This window comes from Rhizobium sp. 42MFCr.1 (assembly GCF_000377185.1).
GTDB lineage: Bacteria > Pseudomonadota > Alphaproteobacteria > Rhizobiales > Rhizobiaceae > Rhizobium > Rhizobium altiplani.
Genome location: NZ_KB897844.1, coordinates 1 through 18,367, shown reverse-complemented (window position 1 = coordinate 18,367; position 18,367 = coordinate 1). Strand labels below are relative to the sequence as shown.

At 60.6% G+C, this 18,367-nt stretch carries 19 protein-coding genes and 1 pseudogene; 10 read left to right on the top strand and 10 right to left on the bottom strand.

Annotated features, from left to right (window positions below; translation table 11 throughout):
- Window positions 1-10 precede the first annotated feature (10 nt).
- Both C934_RS0122140 and C934_RS0122135 read left to right on the top strand, forming a co-directional pair.
- Complete coding sequence (locus C934_RS0122140; protein WP_018858784.1) at window positions 11-523, top strand: DUF934 domain-containing protein; 513 nt, start codon at window positions 11-13, stop codon at window positions 521-523.
- Window positions 524-561: 38 nt separating this feature from the next.
- Window positions 562-1,773 carry a UbiH/UbiF family hydroxylase gene (locus C934_RS0122135; RefSeq protein WP_018858783.1) on the top strand — a complete coding sequence of 404 codons (1,212 nt, stop codon included), beginning with the start codon at window positions 562-564 and terminating at the stop codon, window positions 1,771-1,773.
- On the opposite strand, the gene C934_RS0122130 is transcribed toward C934_RS0122135, so the two are convergent.
- The 5 genes from C934_RS0122130 to C934_RS0122100 all read right to left on the bottom strand — a co-directional run bounded on the left by C934_RS0122130 (window position 1,753) and on the right by C934_RS0122100 (window position 4,747).
- On the bottom strand, window positions 1,753-2,703 hold the full coding sequence (locus C934_RS0122130) for an AEC family transporter (RefSeq protein WP_018858782.1): 951 nt from the start codon (window positions 2,701-2,703) through the stop codon (window positions 1,753-1,755). The two genes, C934_RS0122135 and C934_RS0122130, sit on opposite strands and share 21 nt — an antisense overlap.
- A gap of 40 nt (window positions 2,704-2,743) precedes the next feature.
- Complete coding sequence (locus C934_RS0122125; protein ID WP_018858781.1) at window positions 2,744-3,493, bottom strand: cytochrome c biogenesis CcdA family protein; 750 nt, start codon at window positions 3,491-3,493, stop codon at window positions 2,744-2,746.
- Between the two features lie 167 nt (window positions 3,494-3,660).
- Complete coding sequence (locus C934_RS0122115) at window positions 3,661-3,945, bottom strand: hypothetical protein (protein ID WP_018858780.1); 285 nt, start codon at window positions 3,943-3,945, stop codon at window positions 3,661-3,663.
- 217 nt (window positions 3,946-4,162) lie between these two features.
- The gene (locus tag C934_RS0122105; RefSeq protein WP_018858778.1) at window positions 4,163-4,390 is read right to left on the bottom strand and encodes a hypothetical protein; all 228 of its coding nucleotides are present in this window, start codon (window positions 4,388-4,390) and stop codon (window positions 4,163-4,165) included.
- A gap of 201 nt (window positions 4,391-4,591) precedes the next feature.
- Entirely contained in the window at window positions 4,592-4,747 is a 156-nt protein-coding gene (locus tag C934_RS0122100; protein ID WP_018858777.1) for a hypothetical protein, read from the bottom strand.
- A gap of 501 nt (window positions 4,748-5,248) precedes the next feature.
- On the opposite strand from C934_RS0122100, the gene msuE reads away from it, so the two are divergent.
- The 8 genes from msuE (at window position 5,249) to C934_RS0122060 (ending at window position 11,023) form a co-directional block, all read left to right on the top strand.
- Entirely contained in the window at window positions 5,249-5,812 is a 564-nt protein-coding gene (gene msuE, locus C934_RS0122095; RefSeq protein ID WP_018858776.1) for an FMN reductase, read from the top strand.
- Window positions 5,813-5,831: 19 nt separating this feature from the next.
- Window positions 5,832-6,002: a hypothetical protein gene (locus tag C934_RS35235; RefSeq protein ID WP_018858775.1), complete on the top strand. Its 171-nt coding sequence runs from the start codon at window positions 5,832-5,834 to the stop codon at window positions 6,000-6,002.
- A gap of 20 nt (window positions 6,003-6,022) precedes the next feature.
- Window positions 6,023-6,181 (top strand): hypothetical protein, encoded by a 159-nt coding sequence (locus tag C934_RS34795; protein WP_018858774.1) that lies wholly within the window; start codon window positions 6,023-6,025, stop codon window positions 6,179-6,181.
- Window positions 6,182-6,190: 9 nt separating this feature from the next.
- A complete protein-coding gene (locus C934_RS36215; RefSeq protein WP_018858773.1) occupies window positions 6,191-6,322 on the top strand; it encodes a hypothetical protein in 132 nt (43 codons plus the stop codon).
- A 40-nt stretch (window positions 6,323-6,362) separates the two neighbouring features.
- Window positions 6,363-6,962 (top strand): RBBP9/YdeN family alpha/beta hydrolase, encoded by a 600-nt coding sequence (locus C934_RS0122075; RefSeq protein ID WP_026371995.1) that lies wholly within the window; start codon window positions 6,363-6,365, stop codon window positions 6,960-6,962.
- Between the two features lie 153 nt (window positions 6,963-7,115).
- On the top strand, window positions 7,116-7,775 hold the full coding sequence (locus tag C934_RS0122070; RefSeq protein WP_018858771.1) for a peroxiredoxin: 660 nt from the start codon (window positions 7,116-7,118) through the stop codon (window positions 7,773-7,775).
- 37 nt (window positions 7,776-7,812) lie between these two features.
- Window positions 7,813-9,144, top strand: a complete 1,332-nt coding sequence (locus C934_RS0122065; RefSeq protein WP_018858770.1) for an LLM class flavin-dependent oxidoreductase — start codon at window positions 7,813-7,815, stop codon at window positions 9,142-9,144.
- Between the two features lie 229 nt (window positions 9,145-9,373).
- Window positions 9,374-11,023 (top strand): Na/Pi cotransporter family protein, encoded by a 1,650-nt coding sequence (locus C934_RS0122060; RefSeq protein ID WP_018858769.1) that lies wholly within the window; start codon window positions 9,374-9,376, stop codon window positions 11,021-11,023.
- 82 nt (window positions 11,024-11,105) lie between these two features.
- Here C934_RS0122060 and C934_RS0122055 read toward each other — a convergent pair whose 3' ends face one another.
- From C934_RS0122055 to C934_RS0122030, 5 genes and pseudogenes are all read right to left on the bottom strand, one after another.
- Entirely contained in the window at window positions 11,106-11,978 is an 873-nt protein-coding gene (locus C934_RS0122055) for an amino acid ABC transporter substrate-binding protein (RefSeq protein WP_018858768.1), read from the bottom strand.
- Window positions 11,979-12,278: 300 nt separating this feature from the next.
- Window positions 12,279-13,806 (bottom strand): annotated as a pseudogene (locus C934_RS32365) (FAD-dependent oxidoreductase).
- 876 nt (window positions 13,807-14,682) lie between these two features.
- The gene (locus C934_RS32360) at window positions 14,683-16,596 is read right to left on the bottom strand and encodes a heavy metal translocating P-type ATPase (protein ID WP_018858767.1); all 1,914 of its coding nucleotides are present in this window, start codon (window positions 16,594-16,596) and stop codon (window positions 14,683-14,685) included.
- 828 nt (window positions 16,597-17,424) lie between these two features.
- On the bottom strand, window positions 17,425-17,553 hold the full coding sequence (locus tag C934_RS36210; RefSeq protein WP_018858765.1) for a hypothetical protein: 129 nt from the start codon (window positions 17,551-17,553) through the stop codon (window positions 17,425-17,427).
- Window positions 17,554-17,936: 383 nt separating this feature from the next.
- Window positions 17,937-18,367: DUF2950 family protein (locus tag C934_RS0122030; protein WP_018858764.1), on the bottom strand; the 431-nt coding region annotated here is incomplete at its 5' end.

The window sequence follows — 18,367 nt, the reverse complement described above, 5'->3', positions numbered from 1 at the left end:
GGAGGGGACGATGACCAAGATCTGGAGAGAAACCGGCTTCGTAGAGAACGATCCCTGGGTGATCGAGACTGAAGAGGTGAAGGCAGGCGAGGGGCAGAAGCCCCTTCTCGGCCTGGACGAGCTGATCGCCAGGGCCGACGAGAGCAACGAGGTCGGCTTCGGCGTGCTGATCAAGCCGGCGGACGATATTCGCAAGCTCGAGCCCTACCTCTATCGGCTTGAGATCGTCGCTGTCGCCTTCCCGGCGTTCAACGATGGCCGGGCCTTCAGCCATGCATCCCTCCTGCGCGACCGCCTTGGATACACCAACGAACTGCGCGCCGTCGGCGACGTGCTGATCGACCAGATTCCGCTGATGCAGCGGGTCGGCATCGACAGCTTCGCTGTCACCAACGAGACTGCGATAAAGCGCCTCACGGAACATCGCCTGCCGGGAATTCCGCATCATTATCAACCGGCTGTGCGTGACGCGGACGCTGGCAAGGGCTATAGTTGGCGCCGTCAGGCGAAGCCGGCTGCATAAGCACCGGATCGCCGTCAAAGAATTGACGGAACGGTGCAATGAAGACTTTTGAAATCGCGGTGATCGGTGGCGGGCTTGCTGGCATGATCGCCGCCATCGCCTTGGCTCGCGGCGGACGCAACGTGGCTCTCGTTGCCCCGCCATCGCCGAGCCAGGACCGGCGCACGACCGCGCTCATGGATCAATCGATCCGTTTCCTCGACAGGTTGACGTTGTGGGAAAAGTTGCGGCCAGCGGCCGCGCCGCTTTCCACCATGCGCATCATCGACGGCACGAATCGCCTGCTGCGGGCGCCGATCACCACATTCCGTTCGGTCGAACTCGATCTTGAGGCCTTCGGCTACAATTTCCCGAACAAAGCCTTGATGGGGGTGCTGGAGGCCGCGATCGCCGGTGAGGGGAACATCACGCGCTTTACGTCGTTTGCCGGCGTGATCGATATCGGCACCGAATCGGTGACGGTCACGCTTGCCGATGGCGAAATCCTGTCGGCGACGTTCGCGGTTGGCGCTGATGGGCGCAAGTCGAAGCTGCGCGAAACCGCCGGCATCGACGTTCGCACCTGGTCTTATCGGCAGTCGGCCATGGTGCTGAACTTCGAACACTCGCTGCCGCATGAGAATATCTCGACGGAGTTCCATACGGAAAGCGGACCCTTCACTCAGGTGCCGCTGCCCGCCAATCGCTCCAGCCTCGTTTGGGTCCAGAACCCATCGGATGCCGTCGCCCGCAATGAACTCTCGCTCGTTGAACTGAGCAATGTCGTCGAGGAGCGCATGCAGTCACTGCTCGGTAAGGTGACCGTCGAGGAAGGTGTGCAGCTCTGGCCTCTATCAGGCATGATGGCCCATCGCTTCGGCAAGGGGCGGATTGCCCTCATTGGCGAGGCATCGCATGTCTTCCCGCCGATCGGCGCGCAGGGGCTGAACCTCAGCCTGCGCGATGTCATGGCGCTTCAGGACATTCTTTGCACGCGACCCGAACTGCCGATCGCGGCTGATGCCGGCGACCGTTTCGATCGGAAGCGTCGCGCCGATATCATGAGCCGCACCGCGAGCGTCGATCTTCTTAATCGCTCGCTATTGTCCGATTTCCTGCCTGTTCAGATGATGCGCGCTGCCGGCCTGCACATTCTGTCGGCACTCGCCCCACTGCGCAGCATTGTCATGCGTGAGGGCATCGAGCCTGGTCGTTCGTTCCGCGATATTCCCGGCGCGATCAACGAAAAGCTAAGCCGGAAGAAAGCCTGATTTGATCGCAATCAGGAAGAGCGAGACGGTCACGACGGAAAGCGCCGTCGTGATCAGGATCGTTGCCGAAGCGCGTTCCTTCCAGACGCCATATTGCTGCCCGATGACGAAGACGTTGGTTGCCGTCGGCAGGGCGGCAAGCAGTACCGCGGCATATATCCAGACCGGCTCGAAGCCACCGATGGCGGTCAGCGCGAGATAGACGACAATCGGGTGCACGATGAGCTTCGCCAGAACGATATAGCCGATTTCGGCCGGTATGCGCCTCACCGGCCGAAGCGCCAGCGTGACGCCCATGGCAAACAAAGCGCAGGGGGCGGCAGCTTGCGCGAGATAGTCGACGAAATGCTGGAATGCGGCCGGCTGATCGATGTGAAAGCCGGCAGCAACGAAGCCGAACGCCGTCGACAGGATAAAGGGGTGGAAGGCCACTTTCCGAGTAATGTCGATCGCCAGCCGTCCCGCGGAACGCCGGTCATCGCCTGCCGCTGCCATCAGCGCCGGCGCGACGATAAAGTGCAGCGCGTTCTCGAGGCAGACGATCAGCGCGACCGGTATGGCCGCTGCTTGGCCGAGCGCCAGCAGAGCGAGGCCAGGCCCCATATAGCCGATGTTGCCGTAGGCGCCGGCAAACGACTGGATCGTGCAGTCGGCGAGCGAATTACCCCGGATCCAGCGACCGATCGCGAACAGTGCAATGAAGATCGAATAGGTTGCCGCGAGATCGGTGGCGATGAAGTCGATCCTTGTCAGATCTTCGAAGGGCGTGCGTGAGACGAGCTTGAAGAACAACGCCGGCAGCGCTGCATAGATGATGAAGGTGTTCATCCAGCCGAGCGCGTCGGCCGGCTGCTTCGTCACCTTGCCTGCGATATAGCCAATGAGGATCAGGCCGAAGAACGGCAGGAGCAGACTGACAATATCGAACAACGGCTATTCCAAATGCAACTTTCTTCGGGGTGATTTCGGCTTAGCCGATTTTCATCAGGATTGGAAAGGTCTGCTGGAACCAGATTGCGACGTCACTGACGAAACCGAACATGAAGGCGAGGCCGGTCAGGACGAGGAATACGCCCATGACTTTCTCGACCGTTCCGAGATGCCGGCGAAAGCGCGTCAGGAAGTTCATGAAGGCGCCGGAAAAGCCAGCGGCGATCCAGAACGGGATGGCAAGGCCGAGGGAATAGACGGCCAGCAGCCCAGCACCTGAGCCAACCGTCTCCCGCGAGGCCGCAACGCCAAGGATCGCACCGAGTACCGGACCGATGCAGGGTGTCCAGCCAAAAGCGAAAGCCAGGCCCATGATATAGGCACCGGTCAGCGTCGCGGGCTTGCCGCTGCCCTGGAAGCGCACCTCGCGGGCCAGAATTCCAATCCGGAAGACTCCGAGGAAATTCAAACCCATGACGATGATGATCAGGCCGCCGATCTTTGCCAGGAGATCGAGATGCTGGCGAAGCGCCATGCCGATGCTGGATGCACCAGCGCCGAGCGCCACAAAAACGGTCGCGAAGCCGAGTGTGAAGAAAAGCGCCGAAAACAGCACGCCCCGCCGCGCGTCCGGGGCAACGGCAACGGCGCTGCCACCGCGAAACTGCTCGACGGAAATGCCGGCCATATAGCAGAGATAGGGGGGAACGAGAGGCAGGACGCAGGGCGACACGAACGACAGCGCGCCGGCAAAAAGGGCGCTCAACAAGGAAATATCGGCAATCGACACTTAGGCACTCCGGCGGCAGGCAATGATGCGCGAAGTCCTATCGCAACCTAACCATCCGGGCCAATCACCTTTTTGCGCTTTCGTTGAAAAAGGAAGGGAGGACGCAGGATGCGGAACCGGTGATCGTGCGCCGCCGGGCGCACCATCATTGCCTTCCGCACTGCATGTTAGCGATCGCGGCAGACTGTCCTGTATTTGGTGATGTAGTGGTGATGGCTCTTTTTCTGGTAGGGCTGGTCCCAGCACACCTGTCGCGCATAACGCGGGCGATAATAATCATCGCCATCATCGTCGTACGCATAGCGCGGGCCGTGCCTATAGTAGCGCGGCGGAGGCGGATCGTCATAATAGCGTGGGCCGGAGCCGAACTCGAAGTATACGCCGTCCGCGAAAGCCGGTGAGGCTACGAGCAGCGTCGCTAGTCCGGCGGCTGCAACAACTAGCTTTCTCATGATCGGTCTCCATCTGTATCTGTTAACGCAACGCCTTCGGAGCGCTGATGGTTGGGCAGATTAGATGTGGCGAATGAATGCGCACTGAAACCGGCGTTCATGTCCCAGTCATGCGGATGATCGCGCCGAATCATGATTCGGTTGAGTTTGGTCGGCGGCAGACGCAGCGAAAGCACCTGGAGTCAGCGGCGCGCCATTTCTGTCGTGCCGTCACCGCTCAGTGATCCGTATCCGAGATATGGGGAATGTGCAGTACCTGCCCATCGAGCAGGAGCAGAAAATGATCTTCATCGAGTCGATTCACGATCTCGCCTTCCTCGGTCATATAGTCGGTCTTGGGCGAAGGCGCGTTTTGGCCAGAAATCCTGATCTGCTGAATGACGACATAGGTTTTCCCTCTGTCGTCCTGACACCGAAACCGCCTTTCCTCTTTATAGTTCGACATGGCTAGGCCTCCATCGCATCCAGACGAATCTTTGCTTCGATCGATGCGATTTCAAGGCCCGCCGGCTATTTCCGTCGATTAACGCGAAGAGATTGAAACGCTCCTTTCGAACGCGCTCAGGCTGTCCACCAAAAAACGCGTCTCGGCGGTTTCAGACCGGAAGCATGCTCCCGGTTGTTGGCGGCGAAGCCATCAACGAGATTAGCGGGACGCAGCATTCGCTACACGATTGCCGGCGTTCTGGGTCGCATTGACGGTATTGGCCGTATCGCGCCCAATGCCCTTGATCGTGTTTGCGCAAGAACTCAGTGCCATGAGCATGCATAGGGCGGCGGCAACTTTGGCGGTGATCGTCATTGGGTTGTTTCCTGGTTGCTGACGATAGTTAATGCTCGAGACCGCAAGTTGTTCAAAACGAACGACAATCGAAGGAGAAAAAGCGGGGGAAGGGACCAAGAAAAGCCCGGCGGGATAGAAACCACCGGGCCTTTTTGACGAACCTACATATGCGATGCTGGTCCGGCAGCGCGGATTTCAAACGCTGCAATCAAAAAAACGAGCGGCGCGGCCAAAGGTTCCAAGAAAAACGCGTATGCCCAGACAGAAAGCTTGCGGCACGCCTTGGAACTTTTGAACGGCCGGGCCGTAGCAGGCGCACGCGATTACACGGTCTGGCCGTCGCTCTCTGCCGCCTCGTAGGTTTGCTGTTCAACAGCTTAGGAGAGTTGCAGAAGCCGCTGCGTGACGGCGCGCCCGAGGGCATCGAATTTCACGGTTCTCCTAGATAACGGAACGTCATTTCTTTTGTTCATAAAATTTATAGACAATATTCGGTCTAACAACAAAGGAGAGAGATCTATGTCGCTGCGATTGGTGGGTATTGCCGGTAGCTTTAACCGTCCGTCCAAGACCTATGCCCTGGTCGAGCATATTGCGGGGCTTGCTGCTGAAAACTACGGCTTTTCAAGCAAGATCTACGATCTGAAGGACGTCGGTCCGTCGCTGGGCACTGCGCTCTGGCGTCGCGACCTGGATGAACAGGCCAGCCAGGTTCTTGATGATATCGTCAAGGCGGATGTCCTGGTCATCGGCTCGCCGACCTACAAGGGCTCGTATCCCGGCCTGTTCAAGCACTTGATCGATCTAATCGAGCCGAGCGAACTGCGCTCGAAGCCCATCATCATTTCTGCCACCGGAGGCGGAGACCGCCATGCCCTGATTGTCGAGCATCAGCTGCGGCCGTTGTTCGGATTCTTCATGGCCCACACGTTGCCGACGGCCGTCTATGCCGCTGACCGCGATTTCGTCGACTACAAAATCGCTTCGGAGGCGCTGTCTGGCCGTATCGGTTCTGTCGTCGACGAACTGGCAGCCTTCTCTTTCGTCCCGTCGGCAAGGACCTCGCTTCAGGCGGCCGAATGAGATTTGGAGGAATGGTGGCATGGACAGTGCGGAGAAACGGGCGATGGGGAGCGAGCTTTGGAGCGTCTTCGACTTTGCGCGTCGCTATCGGCTGACGATGCGCGAGCAAAATCGACTGCTGATGCTGTTCGGCCCCGTCGCCAGCGCCGCGGACCTGCTTTCGAATGCGAGGCGCAACCAGCTGATCTGAGGTGCGGCAAGGAGAAAACGATGATGCAGTCTCTTCTTCTTTGGTTCCGGTCGATGGTCCTCATCGGTCCTTCCCAACCGGCAGCCGCGCCACGGTGCGAGCCGCATGGCGACCGCGAACTGACGGCACGCGACTATGAAATCTACTATTGGAGCTCGTCTCCGGCGCCTTGGTACTGAGGGATCGTCATGGCCGTTTTCGATGCTCGCCATATTGCTCCGCGTAGCCGGCGTGCCGATGCCGCGGCGGATGTGGCCGCTTCCGCGGCGACGGTGTTCGCCTTCGGGTTCCTCTTCGCAATCACCCTCGGCGTTCTCTAGGAACAGATACTCCTTCACACGATGCGGATAAGGATTGATGATGGCGCCAGTACTAATTCTTCCCGGGCTCTTCGGATCAGAAGATGCGCACTGGCAAACCGCATGGCTGCGGGATCATCCCGAAAGTCGCCTCGTCCAGCAGGACAATTGGGATCATCCGCACCTCAGCGTCTGGCGGGTGAGGCTCGAGGCCGTGCTCGAAGATGCCGGTGAAGCATATATCGTTGCTCACAGTCTTGGATGTCTGCTTGCGGCAAGCCTTGCCGGGCGGCCTTCTGCGGCGCGGGTGAGGGGAGCGCTGCTGGTGGCGCCGTGCGACCTGCTGGTGACCGAGAAGCTGCATCCCGGGCAGATTGCGTTTGGTACGATGCCGACGGCCGAGCTGCCGTTTCCGAGTATCGTCGTCGGCAGTCTGAACGATCACTATATGTCGCTCGATCGCCTGACACTGTTTGCCCGTCTCTGGGGCAGCGAGCTTCGCAATGCCGGTCTGGCCGGGCACGTCAATGTCGCCAGCGGCTATGGCCGGTGGCCGGGGGGCTACCGTGCCTTTGAAACCCTGAAAGCCAGAACGCGGCATCTTGATAAGATACCGCCGAAAAAGCCGTCTCTTGGTAAAGAGGCCTCGTCCGCGTGGTAGTCGATGTCATCGACGATGCCAACTGGTCGGCACGCGAACTTTGCGGCCATTAATCACCGGCATCGTGGCACAAGTGCTTGAACAGCGCCAGAAAACGACTACAGAATCGCCGGTCATTGAACACCAGCGCCATTTCCAACAAGGTCACGACTCATGAGCCTCCGCATCAACGATATTGCCCCTGATTTCACCGCCGACACCACGCAGGGTCCCATTCAGTTCCACGACTGGATTGGTGACGGCTGGGCGGTGCTCTTCTCGCATCCGAAGAACTTCACGCCGGTTTGCACGACCGAGCTTGGGGCGATGGCAGGGCTGGAGCCCGAATTCCGCAGCCGCGGCGCCAAGATCATCGGCATCTCTGTCGATCCGGTGGAAAGCCACAGCAAGTGGAAGAGCGATATCAAGACGGCGACCGGCTTCGATGTCGACTATCCATTGATCGGCGACAAGGACCTGAAGGTTGCCAAGCTCTACGACATGCTGCCGGCTGGAGCCGGAGAAACGTCGGAAGGCCGCACGCCAGCTGACAACGCAACCGTTCGTTCCGTCTTCATCATCGGCCCGGACAAGAAAATCAAGCTGATCCTCACCTACCCGATGACGACGGGGAGAAACTTCAACGAGATCCTCCGCGCGATCGACTCCATTCAGTTGACGGCAAAGCATCAGGTCGCGACGCCGGCGAACTGGCAGCAGGGCGATGACGTCATCATCACGGCTGCCGTCTCCAACGAGGACGCGGTAACGCGCTTCGGATCGTTTGACACGGTGCTGCCGTACCTGCGCAAGACCAAGCAGCCGCAGGCGTAGCCGGCGGGCACGGGCAGGCATAAGGCGGGACGACTTGATGGCACACGAGCGACAATTGCATCTCGGCGCCTTCATGCGCCCCGTCAGTCTGCATACCGGAGCCTGGCGCTATCCCGGCGCCTACCCGGACGCGAACTTCAACTTCAAGCACTTAAAGGAGTTTGCGCAAAGGCTGGAGGCGGCGAAGTTCGATGCCTTCTTCATGGCTGATCATCTGGCCGTGCTCAACATGCCTGTGGAGGCACTGAAGAGGAGCCAGACGGTAACCTCCTTCGAGCCGTTCACACTGCTGTCGGCGCTTGCCGCCGTCACCGATCGGATCGGGCTCGTTGCGACAGCCTCGACGACCTTCGACGAGCCCTATCACGTTGCGCGCCGCTTCGCCTCGCTTGACCATATCAGCGCCGGGCGCGCGGGCTGGAACATTGTGACGACGGCTAATCCCGACGCCGCGCTGAATTTTGGCCTCGATGAACATGTCGAACACGGCGAACGGTATCGCCACGCCCGCGAGTTTTACGACGTCGTCACCGGCCTCTGGGACAGTTTCGCCGACGACGCATTTACGCGCGACGTGGAAAGTGGCCAGTTTTTCGACCCGACCAAAATGCATGTCCTCAATCACAAGGGCGAGGAGCTCAGCGTGCGCGGTCCGCTCAATATTGCCCGCCCGCCTCAGGGATGGCCGGTGATCGTGCAGGCGGGGCAGTCAGAGCCGGGCCGCCAGCTTGCCGCCGAGACAGCCGAAGTCGTCTTCTGCTCGCCGCGCGATCTCCCGGCGGCGCAATCACTCTATGCCGATATCAAGGGGCGGATGGCCGCCGTCGGCCGCGATCCTGATAGCCTCAAGATCCTGCCGGCCGCCTTCATCGTCATTGGCGACAGCATTGAGGAGGCGCGCGCGAAACGGGCGCTGCTCGACAGCCTCGTTCACTATGACAGCGCCGTCGCTTCGCTCTCGATCGCCCTTGGTCATGATGCTTCCGGCTTCGATCCGGACGGGCCGCTGCCTGAGATACCCGAGACGAACGCCAGCAAGACCGGCCGCGCGCAAGTGCTGAAGTTCACCCAGGAAGAGCAGTTGACCGTTCGGCAGCTCGCGCAGCGCTATGGGGGCTACGCGGGCCTTGCGTTCGTAGGAACGCCGGAAACGATCGCCGATGAGATGGCGCAATGGCTGACGGCACGCGGCAGCGACGGTTTCAACATCGTCTTCCCCTACCTTCCCCAAGGTCTCGACGATGTCGTTGATCGGCTTGTACCCGAGCTGCAGCGACGAGGCATTTTCAAGAGGGATTACGAGGGTGCGACGCTACGTGAACACCTTGGCCTATCTCGGCCCGCCAACAGGTTTTTTGCAAGCCGCTGAGTCGCAACAACTGGCGGAGAAGCATCCTCTTACGGCAAGGAGAGGCAAGGGGGAGGCCGGCCGCCGCGGATCAGATCCGGAAAAGATAAGCACCGAATCGAAGGCCGCGCGTTGGCTTTCCCGTGTGCTCACTCACCCAAAGGAAGGGCATTCCAAGCCCGCTTGCACGGCGAGGTTGGTCCTATTAGCTTGAAGAGATAAAGAGCGAAGCGAAGGGAGCCAAACGCCGATGTCGACAGCGGTTGCCATTCTCGGTGGAATTGGGCTCTTTCTCCTCGGCATGACCGTCATGACCGACGGCCTCAAGGCATTGGCGGGATCGGCGTTACGGACCGCCTTGGGCGCGGCAGTCGCCACGCCGCTCTCCGGCGCTTTCTGGGGCGCTGTCGTCACCTTGCTCGTCCAGTCGTCGAGCGCGGTGACGATGACGACGATCGGTCTCGTCAACGCCGGGCTCTTGACCTTCCCGCAGGGGCTTGGGCTCGTTTTCGGCGCCAATGTCGGCACAACGGGAACGGGATGGCTGGTTGCGCTGATCGGCGTGAGAGTCTCGCTCTCAGCCTACGCGCTGCCGATGATATTCATCGGAGCGCTGGCCAAGCTACTGAGCGGCGGGAGGATCGCGGCGGGGGGCAGTGCGCTTGCGGGTTTCGCGCTCATTCTTTACGGGCTGACGACGCTGCAGCAGGGCATGGGGGGGCTGGCGGAGACGCTGCATCCGTCCGATCTGCCCTCGGTGCTTGGTTCTCCGGGAGTTAGCTGGGGTGCGGGTTTGGCTGGCCTCATGATGCTGATCGGCGTTGGCTTGGCGATGACGGCGGTCATGCAGTCCTCGACGGCGGCGATCGCCGTGACCATTTCCGCCTTCTACGCCGGGGCAGTGAGCCTGGAGCAAGGCGCAGCACTGATCATCGGCCAGAATATCGGGACGGCGACGAGTTCCGCCTTAGCCGCGATCGGCGCCAGCACGACGGCCAAGCGCCTCGCCCTGGCCTATGTGCTGTTCAAGATGATCGCGGCGCTTATCGCGATCATCGCCTTTCCGTTCACGACTGTACTGATGAAACGCTTTTCCGCGTCGGTCGACGGGATGACGCAGCTTGCTGCCTATCACACGGCCTATAACGTCGTAGGGGTTGCGGTGCTGCTTCCGGTGACGCAATGGTTTACCCGCGTTGTCGAGCGTATGTTGCCGTCGAGGCAGACAGCCGTTCAGCGCGCGCTTGATCCAAGCGCCCTTGCCAGTCCGGTCATCGCGATCGAGACGGTCAGGCGCGTCCTGGCGGACGTCCTCGCGATGAACACTGCCTCGGTTTCTGCTGCGCTCTCAGGCCCGACGAGGCTTGCGACCGGAGGCGTTTCGACCGGCATTGTGCTGTCGGAGATACGGGATTTTCTCTCCGAATTGAAGGAGCCGCCCGAGACTGAGGATGAGCGGTTGCGCATGACGAGCATGCTGCACGCGCTCGATCACGCTTCGCGCCTTGCGGACGTCCTGGAGGAGGGGGAACTCCCCGGCCGGCCGGTCGAAGCCGTTCTCGAACGCCGCGCGACCGAGCTATGCGCACGTGTGACGATCGCGGCCGAAGCGATTGGTCGCTCGATCACTTCTGAAACCGCCCTCAGCGCGCAGGCCGCGGCTATCGGTTGGAGCGTGTCACCCGAGGTCGCCGCGACGCTTTCGGACGCCGAACGGGCGGCAAAAGAACTCAGCGCGCTGAAGCAGGACCATCGCGCGACAACTCTTGCCTCGGTTGCACTGGGAGAGCTGGTAGCTGCAAGTGCCTTCGCGCGGATCGACGCCGCTCGACGACTCGAGCGAATCGCGCATCACACCTGGCGGTTGGCTGCCCATCTTCTCGGGCGCGGCGGGCATTAGCCATCAGGATACCCCTTTGCGGTCGGTCGTTCCGCAAGGCGGTGCAGCTGCTTGTGTAATCCCTTGATTGAGGTGATTAAAATCAATCGGGAACATGCTCCATGATGATTTGCGTGTGCAGCATCGGCGCCTCGGATCCGAAATAGCCTTCCAGCAGCGGCAGAAAATCGTCCGACAGATAGAATGCCGTCAACGCACGGTCGGCCAGCAGGCGGAAGTCGGCGTCGTCGCGACGCAGCGCTATTGCATAGGGTTCATGCGTAAAGAGCCGATCACCGATCTCGAGCGACGATGAATCGCGTGCCCTCTTGGCCAGGCTGATGAGTAGCACCTGATCGGCGATATAGGCGTCGATCTTGTGATCCTCCAGCGCCTTAAGCCCGTCCTCGTGCGTTTCGAAATCGGAAAGCTTCGTCTTCGAGGCTTGGATGGCCAACGCCTCGCGCAGGGTCGTTCCAGTTGTTGTGCTTGCCCGCACCCCGATTACGCGTGTGGAGGGGACACGCTGGCTGACCGGGCGAACAGCGGGCTTCTCGAGAAAAAGAGTCTGCAGATAGTTAGGCGAATCTTTGCGGAGCAACGCGGTCGCCCCCGTCAGAAAGATTGGCTGTGAGAAGTCAACGATTTCTCGCCTCTTCAAATTGACGGTGATCGCGCCGCAAAGCAGGTCGATCTGTCCGTTTTTCACTGCATCGAAGCCGTTGGCGAGCGTCATTTCAACGTATTCGCGCTTCAGTTGCGGAACCCGATACTCTATTTCGTCGGCGATCTTGCCACACAGGTCGATGGCATATCCCGTCGGATCGGCGCCCGATTTGACGGAGGAAAAGGGCGCCTCGTCGGTAATGTAGCCGATACGCACACTGCCGCGCTGGGTGACCGTATCGAGCGTCGCAGCGCCGGCCGCGATCGCGGAAAGCCACAGGGCAACATTCGCCAGCAGAAATCGTCTCATGCACTTTGCCATGGGCATGAACCTCACCACGAAAAAAACGGCGAACTAAAAGGCGTACGCGCAGATTATGGGCAGTCAGCCATTTGTCAACTCAGGGCACCTCGCTGTCGCGGGACGGAAAAGCCCCATCTTGCACTGCAGGTCGGGCGCCTGGATCAACATGTGAAGCCGTTGGCAGCCATTACAGCGGCGCGCGTGACGCCCACGTCGGCAGCCCACACGGTGCTGCTTTATGGATCAACTCCACGGCGCTATTTTGCGACAGGAGAGATCCGGGTTGGCATAGAACAATTACGCGCGTTATGCCTTGTTGTGTTCCATCGCCAGTTCTGCCTCGAGGCTTTCCGCATCGCGGAAGATCGTGACAACCGCCAGAACGCGTCCGCCGTGCGTGAAGCGCAGGAGGCAGTCCTTCGCAGCAATGGCGCCCTCGATCTCGATCGCGTCCCATCTCTCGGCGTGTCCGACATAATTGATCGGGATGTCGTAATGCTGGCTCCAGAAAAACGGCACATCCGTGAACTCCTTCCGGCGTCCGAGCATGTTCAGCGCAGCGGTAGCACCCTGCCGCTCGGCCACGACCCAATGCTCAACTCTGATGTTCTCGCCGCTGTGGGGGTCGGGCCACCGCGCGATATCGCCGGCCGCATATATCCCCGGCGCGCTGGTCTCCAGATAGGCATCGACCAGGACACCTCGATCGATGGTAAGCCCCGCTCTTTCGGCGAGATCGACCCGCGGGCGCACGCCGATGCCGGAAACGACCAGGTCGGCAGTCAGCGTGCTGCCGCTCGTCAGCAAAACCTCGCTGGCGCCGATGCTCGCAGCGGTATCTTTCAAATGGAAGACGACACCATGTTCATCATGCAGGGCGCGGATGAAGTCGCCCATCTGGGGACCTAGCACCCGTTCCATCGGCCGTTCCTCAGGCGCCACGACATGCACTTCGACACCGCGGGTCCGAAGCGCGGCAGCGACCTCGAGGCCGATGAAGCTGGCGCCCAGCACGACAGCGCGCCGCGCCGCTCTGCGCGATGATCGCGCGACTGTCGGCAAGCGAGCGCAGTGTGTGGACATGAGGTTGGTCGGCACCCGGTATGCTGAGGCGCACCGGTTCGGCGCCGGTCGCTAGCAGCAATTTGTCGAAGGCGACCCGGCCGCCATCGGCGAGCACGACCTCTCTGGCGCGGACATCAATGTCGGCAACCTTCGTTCCGAGGCGTACCTCGATGCCGTTCTTGGCATAAAAGCCTTCCGTGCGCAGTGGGATCCAGTCTTCGGGAGCCTTGCCCGCAAGATAGTCCTTCGAGAGGTTGGGGCGGTCGACCGGCAACGCCTCGTCGTCGCTGATCATGACGATGGCGCCCTGATATTGTTCGCGCCGCAGTCTTTCGGCTGCGGCAAAAGCCGCCGCGCCACCGCCGACGATGACGATTCTTTCCGGCAAGACCTCGGCATTGCTATCGCGCGAGGCTTGCGACGATTTCTTGCGTTTATCGCCAACGAAAATTCTATCGCCGCGCTGCTCGACCGACCAGCACGTGAGCGGCGACAGGGCCGGTGCGCGCAGGGCCTCTCCGGTTCGCAGGTCGAAGCAGGCATGATGCCAGGGGCAACGAACACTGTCGTCGACAACCAGGCCGTCGACCAGCGGTCCGCCATAGTGCGAACAGGTGGCGGCAACGGCAAATATCTCTGCTCTACGACGCACGAGAAGCACGGGCTCGCCGTCTTTGTGACCAACCAGCTTGCCTCCATCGGGAAGGTTGTCGAGTGCTATTCCGAGGGCGAGATCGGGTCCCTTCGGATCTGAGCGGCTATCGGTCATTTTCTCCTCCGTCAAAAGGCAGCTGCCGGTATCGCCTGCTGCGAGGAGGTTGCCCAGGCAGCTCCCTTAAATTCTCGGGCTATTCTGCCCTTTAGGTAAGTGAATATGGCTCGAAGTAAACGTCGCCAAATACATCTGGAGTCGCTTTCGCTGTTTCCAATGATGCCGCGTTCGGAACAGGTGGCCCGCTTGTTTCGCACCTTGACCCAGCGCAAGCTTGAGGACCCCAGGGAGGGCAGCGATTATCTACAAAGCTGTCCAGCGCGACATGGCGGTGGAGTTTTCGGACTCGCCATCAAATCGCTGCGCAGTGGGCGCCGCGCCAGTTCGTCGCGCGAGGGTGCAGCGAATTTCCTCGGATTGTGCTTGTCGAGCTTAAAATGAGGTTGTCTGGATAGAACGCAACCGCCTCGGGCAACGCTCTCCTTGTGACAGTCTAGGGGCGTCCAATACGATGCAAGTCACTGCGCTGCAGCGTTGTGGTGCAAAAGCGCGGAGCCTTCCATAATGAGATATCTACAGGAAAAACTGACATCCAAACGAAACCACGGCAATGGCCAATGGCATCGTTAGCATGGCGATGCTTTGCCAGTCGGTTTGATGTCCATAGTCTCGCGCTTCCGAGTTCATTCCAGCTACCCCCTCATGGAAGCAGCCTACCCGACTTAGTGGCCGTGTCGTCTCAAAATAAGTTTCTGGTTGTAATATTCGCGGCAGATCGAGACCGCGTTCGGCGCTCAGCCTAAACCTTTCTGACATCTTGCAATTTGAGGCTTTCAATGACGGGCTTCCGGTCCCTCAAAGGTATTGCCGCGTGCATCGCCGATGCAGATCGGCGTCGAGACACCATATGCGTCTCAGCTAGGGAGAGGCTAGTCATTGAGAGGCACCGTAGCGTTCTGCCTGGGATTGGAGCTCGACAGGGTTAACCCGTGTGCCCACTGCCGACACGTTTCTTGGTGTTATTCGCAGCGCGCGCAAGGCGTTCAGGATGACCGCAACATCGATTGCCTCCTGAAGGAGCGCGCCCTGGACTGGCGCGAGGTAGCCAAGGGCTGCGGCAACCATTCCGGCCATGGAAAGACCGATGCCCGCGAAGACGCTTTCGAGCGCGATCCCGCGTGATCGCTTAGCCACTTCTAGCCCCGAAACGAGCCGACCGAGGTCGTCAACCAGCAGAACAACGCTAGCAGCCTCGGCGGAGGCGGCCGCCCCCCGTGCTCCCATTGCTACGCCGATATCGGCGGCCGCCAATGCGGGAGCGTCGTTGACGCCGTCGCCCACCATCATCACCGGCCCGTTCTTGCGTTCGGTCAGCACCAGAAGAACTTTCTGGTCGGGCGTCAGGTCGGCGCGGACGGCATCAAGCCCGAGCCCTTCAGTAACGGCCTCGGCGACGGCGTGACGGTCGCCTGTGGCAAGCACAATCCGTCTAATGCCACTGCGGCGGATGCCGGAAAGGAAGCCTGCCGTTTCCCGGCGCAACGGGTCGGACAGGACCAGATTTCCCGCGAGCTGGCCGTCCACCGCGACCGCGACCAGCACAGAGCCCGCTTCGGATTCCTGATCCGGAGCCCGCGATCTGCCAATCTTGCTGATCACGAAATCTGTCCCGCCCACGACGACGGATCGGCCGTCCACCTGAGCCGCGACCCCGTCTCCTGGAACTTCCTCGATATGCGTCGGTATTGGCAGGGGCATGCCCTGCGCGCGTGCCGAGGCAACGATCGCCTGTGCCATGGGGTGCTTCGATGCCTGATCGGCTGCCGCAGCCAAGCGAAGCACTTCACCCGGCTGCAAGTCGGCATAAGTGTCGACCGACACAATCTGCGGACGGCCGTCCGTCAGTGTGCCGGTCTTGTCGAGGATCAATGTTTGGGCCTGCGTGAGCGCCTCGAGGGCCCTCGCGCCCTTGATCAGCACGCCAAAGTGCGTTGCCCTCGATAGGCCCGCGACCAGCGCGACCGGCACCGCAAGGATCAAAGGGCAGGGTGTGGCTACGACCAGCACGGCTACGGCCCGGATTGGGTCATCGGTCATCCACCACGCGGCAGCGGCAAGCGTGACCGTAACGACGAGGAACAGGATCGAATAGCGATCTGCCAGTCGAGACATCGGCGCCTTCGACCGCTGCGCCTCCTCGACCAGACGGACGATTCCTGCATAGGTGCTCTCCGCAGCGCGGCGGCTTGCGCGCAGATCGAAGGCATCACCCACATTGGTCGAGCCGCTCATCGCCTCTTGCCCGTGCATCAGTCTCACAGGCATCGATTCACCTGTCATGGCTGACTGGTCGACGACCGCGCGCGCGCTCTCGACAGTTCCGTCGACAGGCGCGACGTCCCCTTGCCGAATGAGGAGAAGGTCGCCGGGCGCGATTTGGTTGAGCAACACCTCTTCCAACGCGCCGTCGCGGTATCGGGCGGCGGTGCGTGGAATGCGTGAGAGGAGGTCTTGCATGTTACGGCGGGCACGGCCTTCGGCAAAGCTCTCGAGGAATGTGCCTCCAGTGTACATCAGCGCGACGACGGCCGCGGCGAGCGTCTCACCGAAGACAAGCGCGGCCGACATGGACAGAGCCGCCACGATGTCGAGGCCGACCTCGCCTCTCCAGAGGCTTCGGACAATCTCGATGATTAGGACGGCAAGGACAGGAACGACCCCCGCGACCCAGACCATCTCGGCGAGATCAACATTTCCGGCAAGCCTCAGGCTGGCCCCAACCGTAAGGCCGGTAAGGGCAACAGCCAGAATGGCAATCTTGAACCTGTCCCTGCCTTGCCCGCTCATCTCGCCTTCGGTTCACTGGTTTATGTTACCCCGGCTCAGGGCGCCCGGAATTGTGCCCGAGCGTTTGTCGCAGTTCTCATCGCCGTTGATGAGGAGTGCGTCCAGGCCGACTTTAGGGGGCATTGAGGCGCCCTCCAAGTGTTCTTGACCACCAGCACACTCACTCGTCCAAGCATCATCCAGCCTGCTGTCACCACGGTCATGCCGACGAGGCATTCAGCGGCCGCGACGCGCCGAGGAGGCCATCTGTATGCGAGAGCCCCCAGATCGACAGTCGCCGGAGGTCACATAGCGGCTTCGACGTGCAGCCAAATGACACGCGGATGTAACCGAACTACAGAGGCTTCAAGCACATGTCGATCGCGGGTCGGGAGCAGCCGAAATCGAAGCCCTCCTGAAAATGCCGAGGCCGCGGCTATTGTCGCGGCCTGGCTGTAGAACAGAGAAGCGCAAGGCTCGACGGGGTTCTGAGGGGCCCTGAGTTAACCCTGCTCACAGAGGGACTGCGAACAAGTTTCAGAATAACCTATTGGGGCGAAGGGCAGGATGCCTCCGTTTGAGGGGGAGGGCTAGTCATTCGGTGGGAGGCGCAAAGGATGAGGCCCGCAGGGGTGTGCACGGACCTCGGAACACTATCACAGGAAGTGGCCGCATTTTCTGGCCGGGGTCATAAAAGCACAGCCGACCATCGATCGCACGTACGCCAATGTTGGTAACTGGCGCTACAGCTGGTAGGAACTGTTTCGAGAGTTCTGAGAGGCGTAGGCGTTGCGGCCGAGTTCACCCCTTGGGTGTCTCCCGATCAGGCAAGATCTTCGTCTGACAAGACTAGAAAGTGGTTTCCTGCACCAACCACCAGACAGGAAGAAATGCCAACGCGATCGCTGCCAGCCAGACCGAGGCGAACTTGATCAGGTACTGCCGTCTCGCTTTGGCTTCGTTCCACTCGTAGTACATCGCCAACTCCCAACTTTAGCCTGTTGTTACTGGAGCATTGCTTTAACGGCGAGTCGAGTGCGGAACTGCAACACTCGTGATCTCGCTTGGGGGGCGGTTTCCAAAATCGGGTCCGTGAACCCTATTCCTGACGCCGCGAGGTGGTTCGTCGCGCCTGGCGGCTACGGAATTTGCAGCAGTGGCGAACATCGCCCAGATGTCGTCTGAGAAGTCTCAATTTAGGCGCCAATCGCAGCGCCGCTCGCGCCTGGCAACTCGTAGCCATAGACGGACGAAAGGAATGCAGGCTTGTCTTTCCCAGTCACAGGCGGCAAAGGACGCATCGCATTCGAATTTTGTCCGAACGTTGCGAAATGACTCCCATCGGCGGGGCGGTGCCAAAATCAGTTGGGTACGATGTCCCATTTTTCGTCAGGGTTGAAGCGCGTCATTTTCGCGACCGCCGCGGCGGTGTTGGTGCCGAGATCGCGTTCGTAGACGACGCCCTTCTCGCTCACCAGGAACGTCTTCACTCCCGTCTCACCGTATTTGACGGGCCATCCGACGAGCGCGAACCCGACGATCATGTTGCCGTTGATTATGTAGCTGTAGTCGCCACCGGCTATGTTGGCGCCCTGGCCCTTCAGGATCCGAAAACGGTAGCCGAAATAGCCGTCCCCGGCCTTCGCACGCTCGAGAGCGGCCTGTTCGACGAAGGCTCCGGCGGGACTGTCTTGATCTCCCTGGTTGGGGGGCCAGTAAAGGCCGTCTGTCTTGCCAGGGCTACTTATAAGGTTCTGTGCATATTCGAGAACGCCGTCGCCGTCGTGATCGG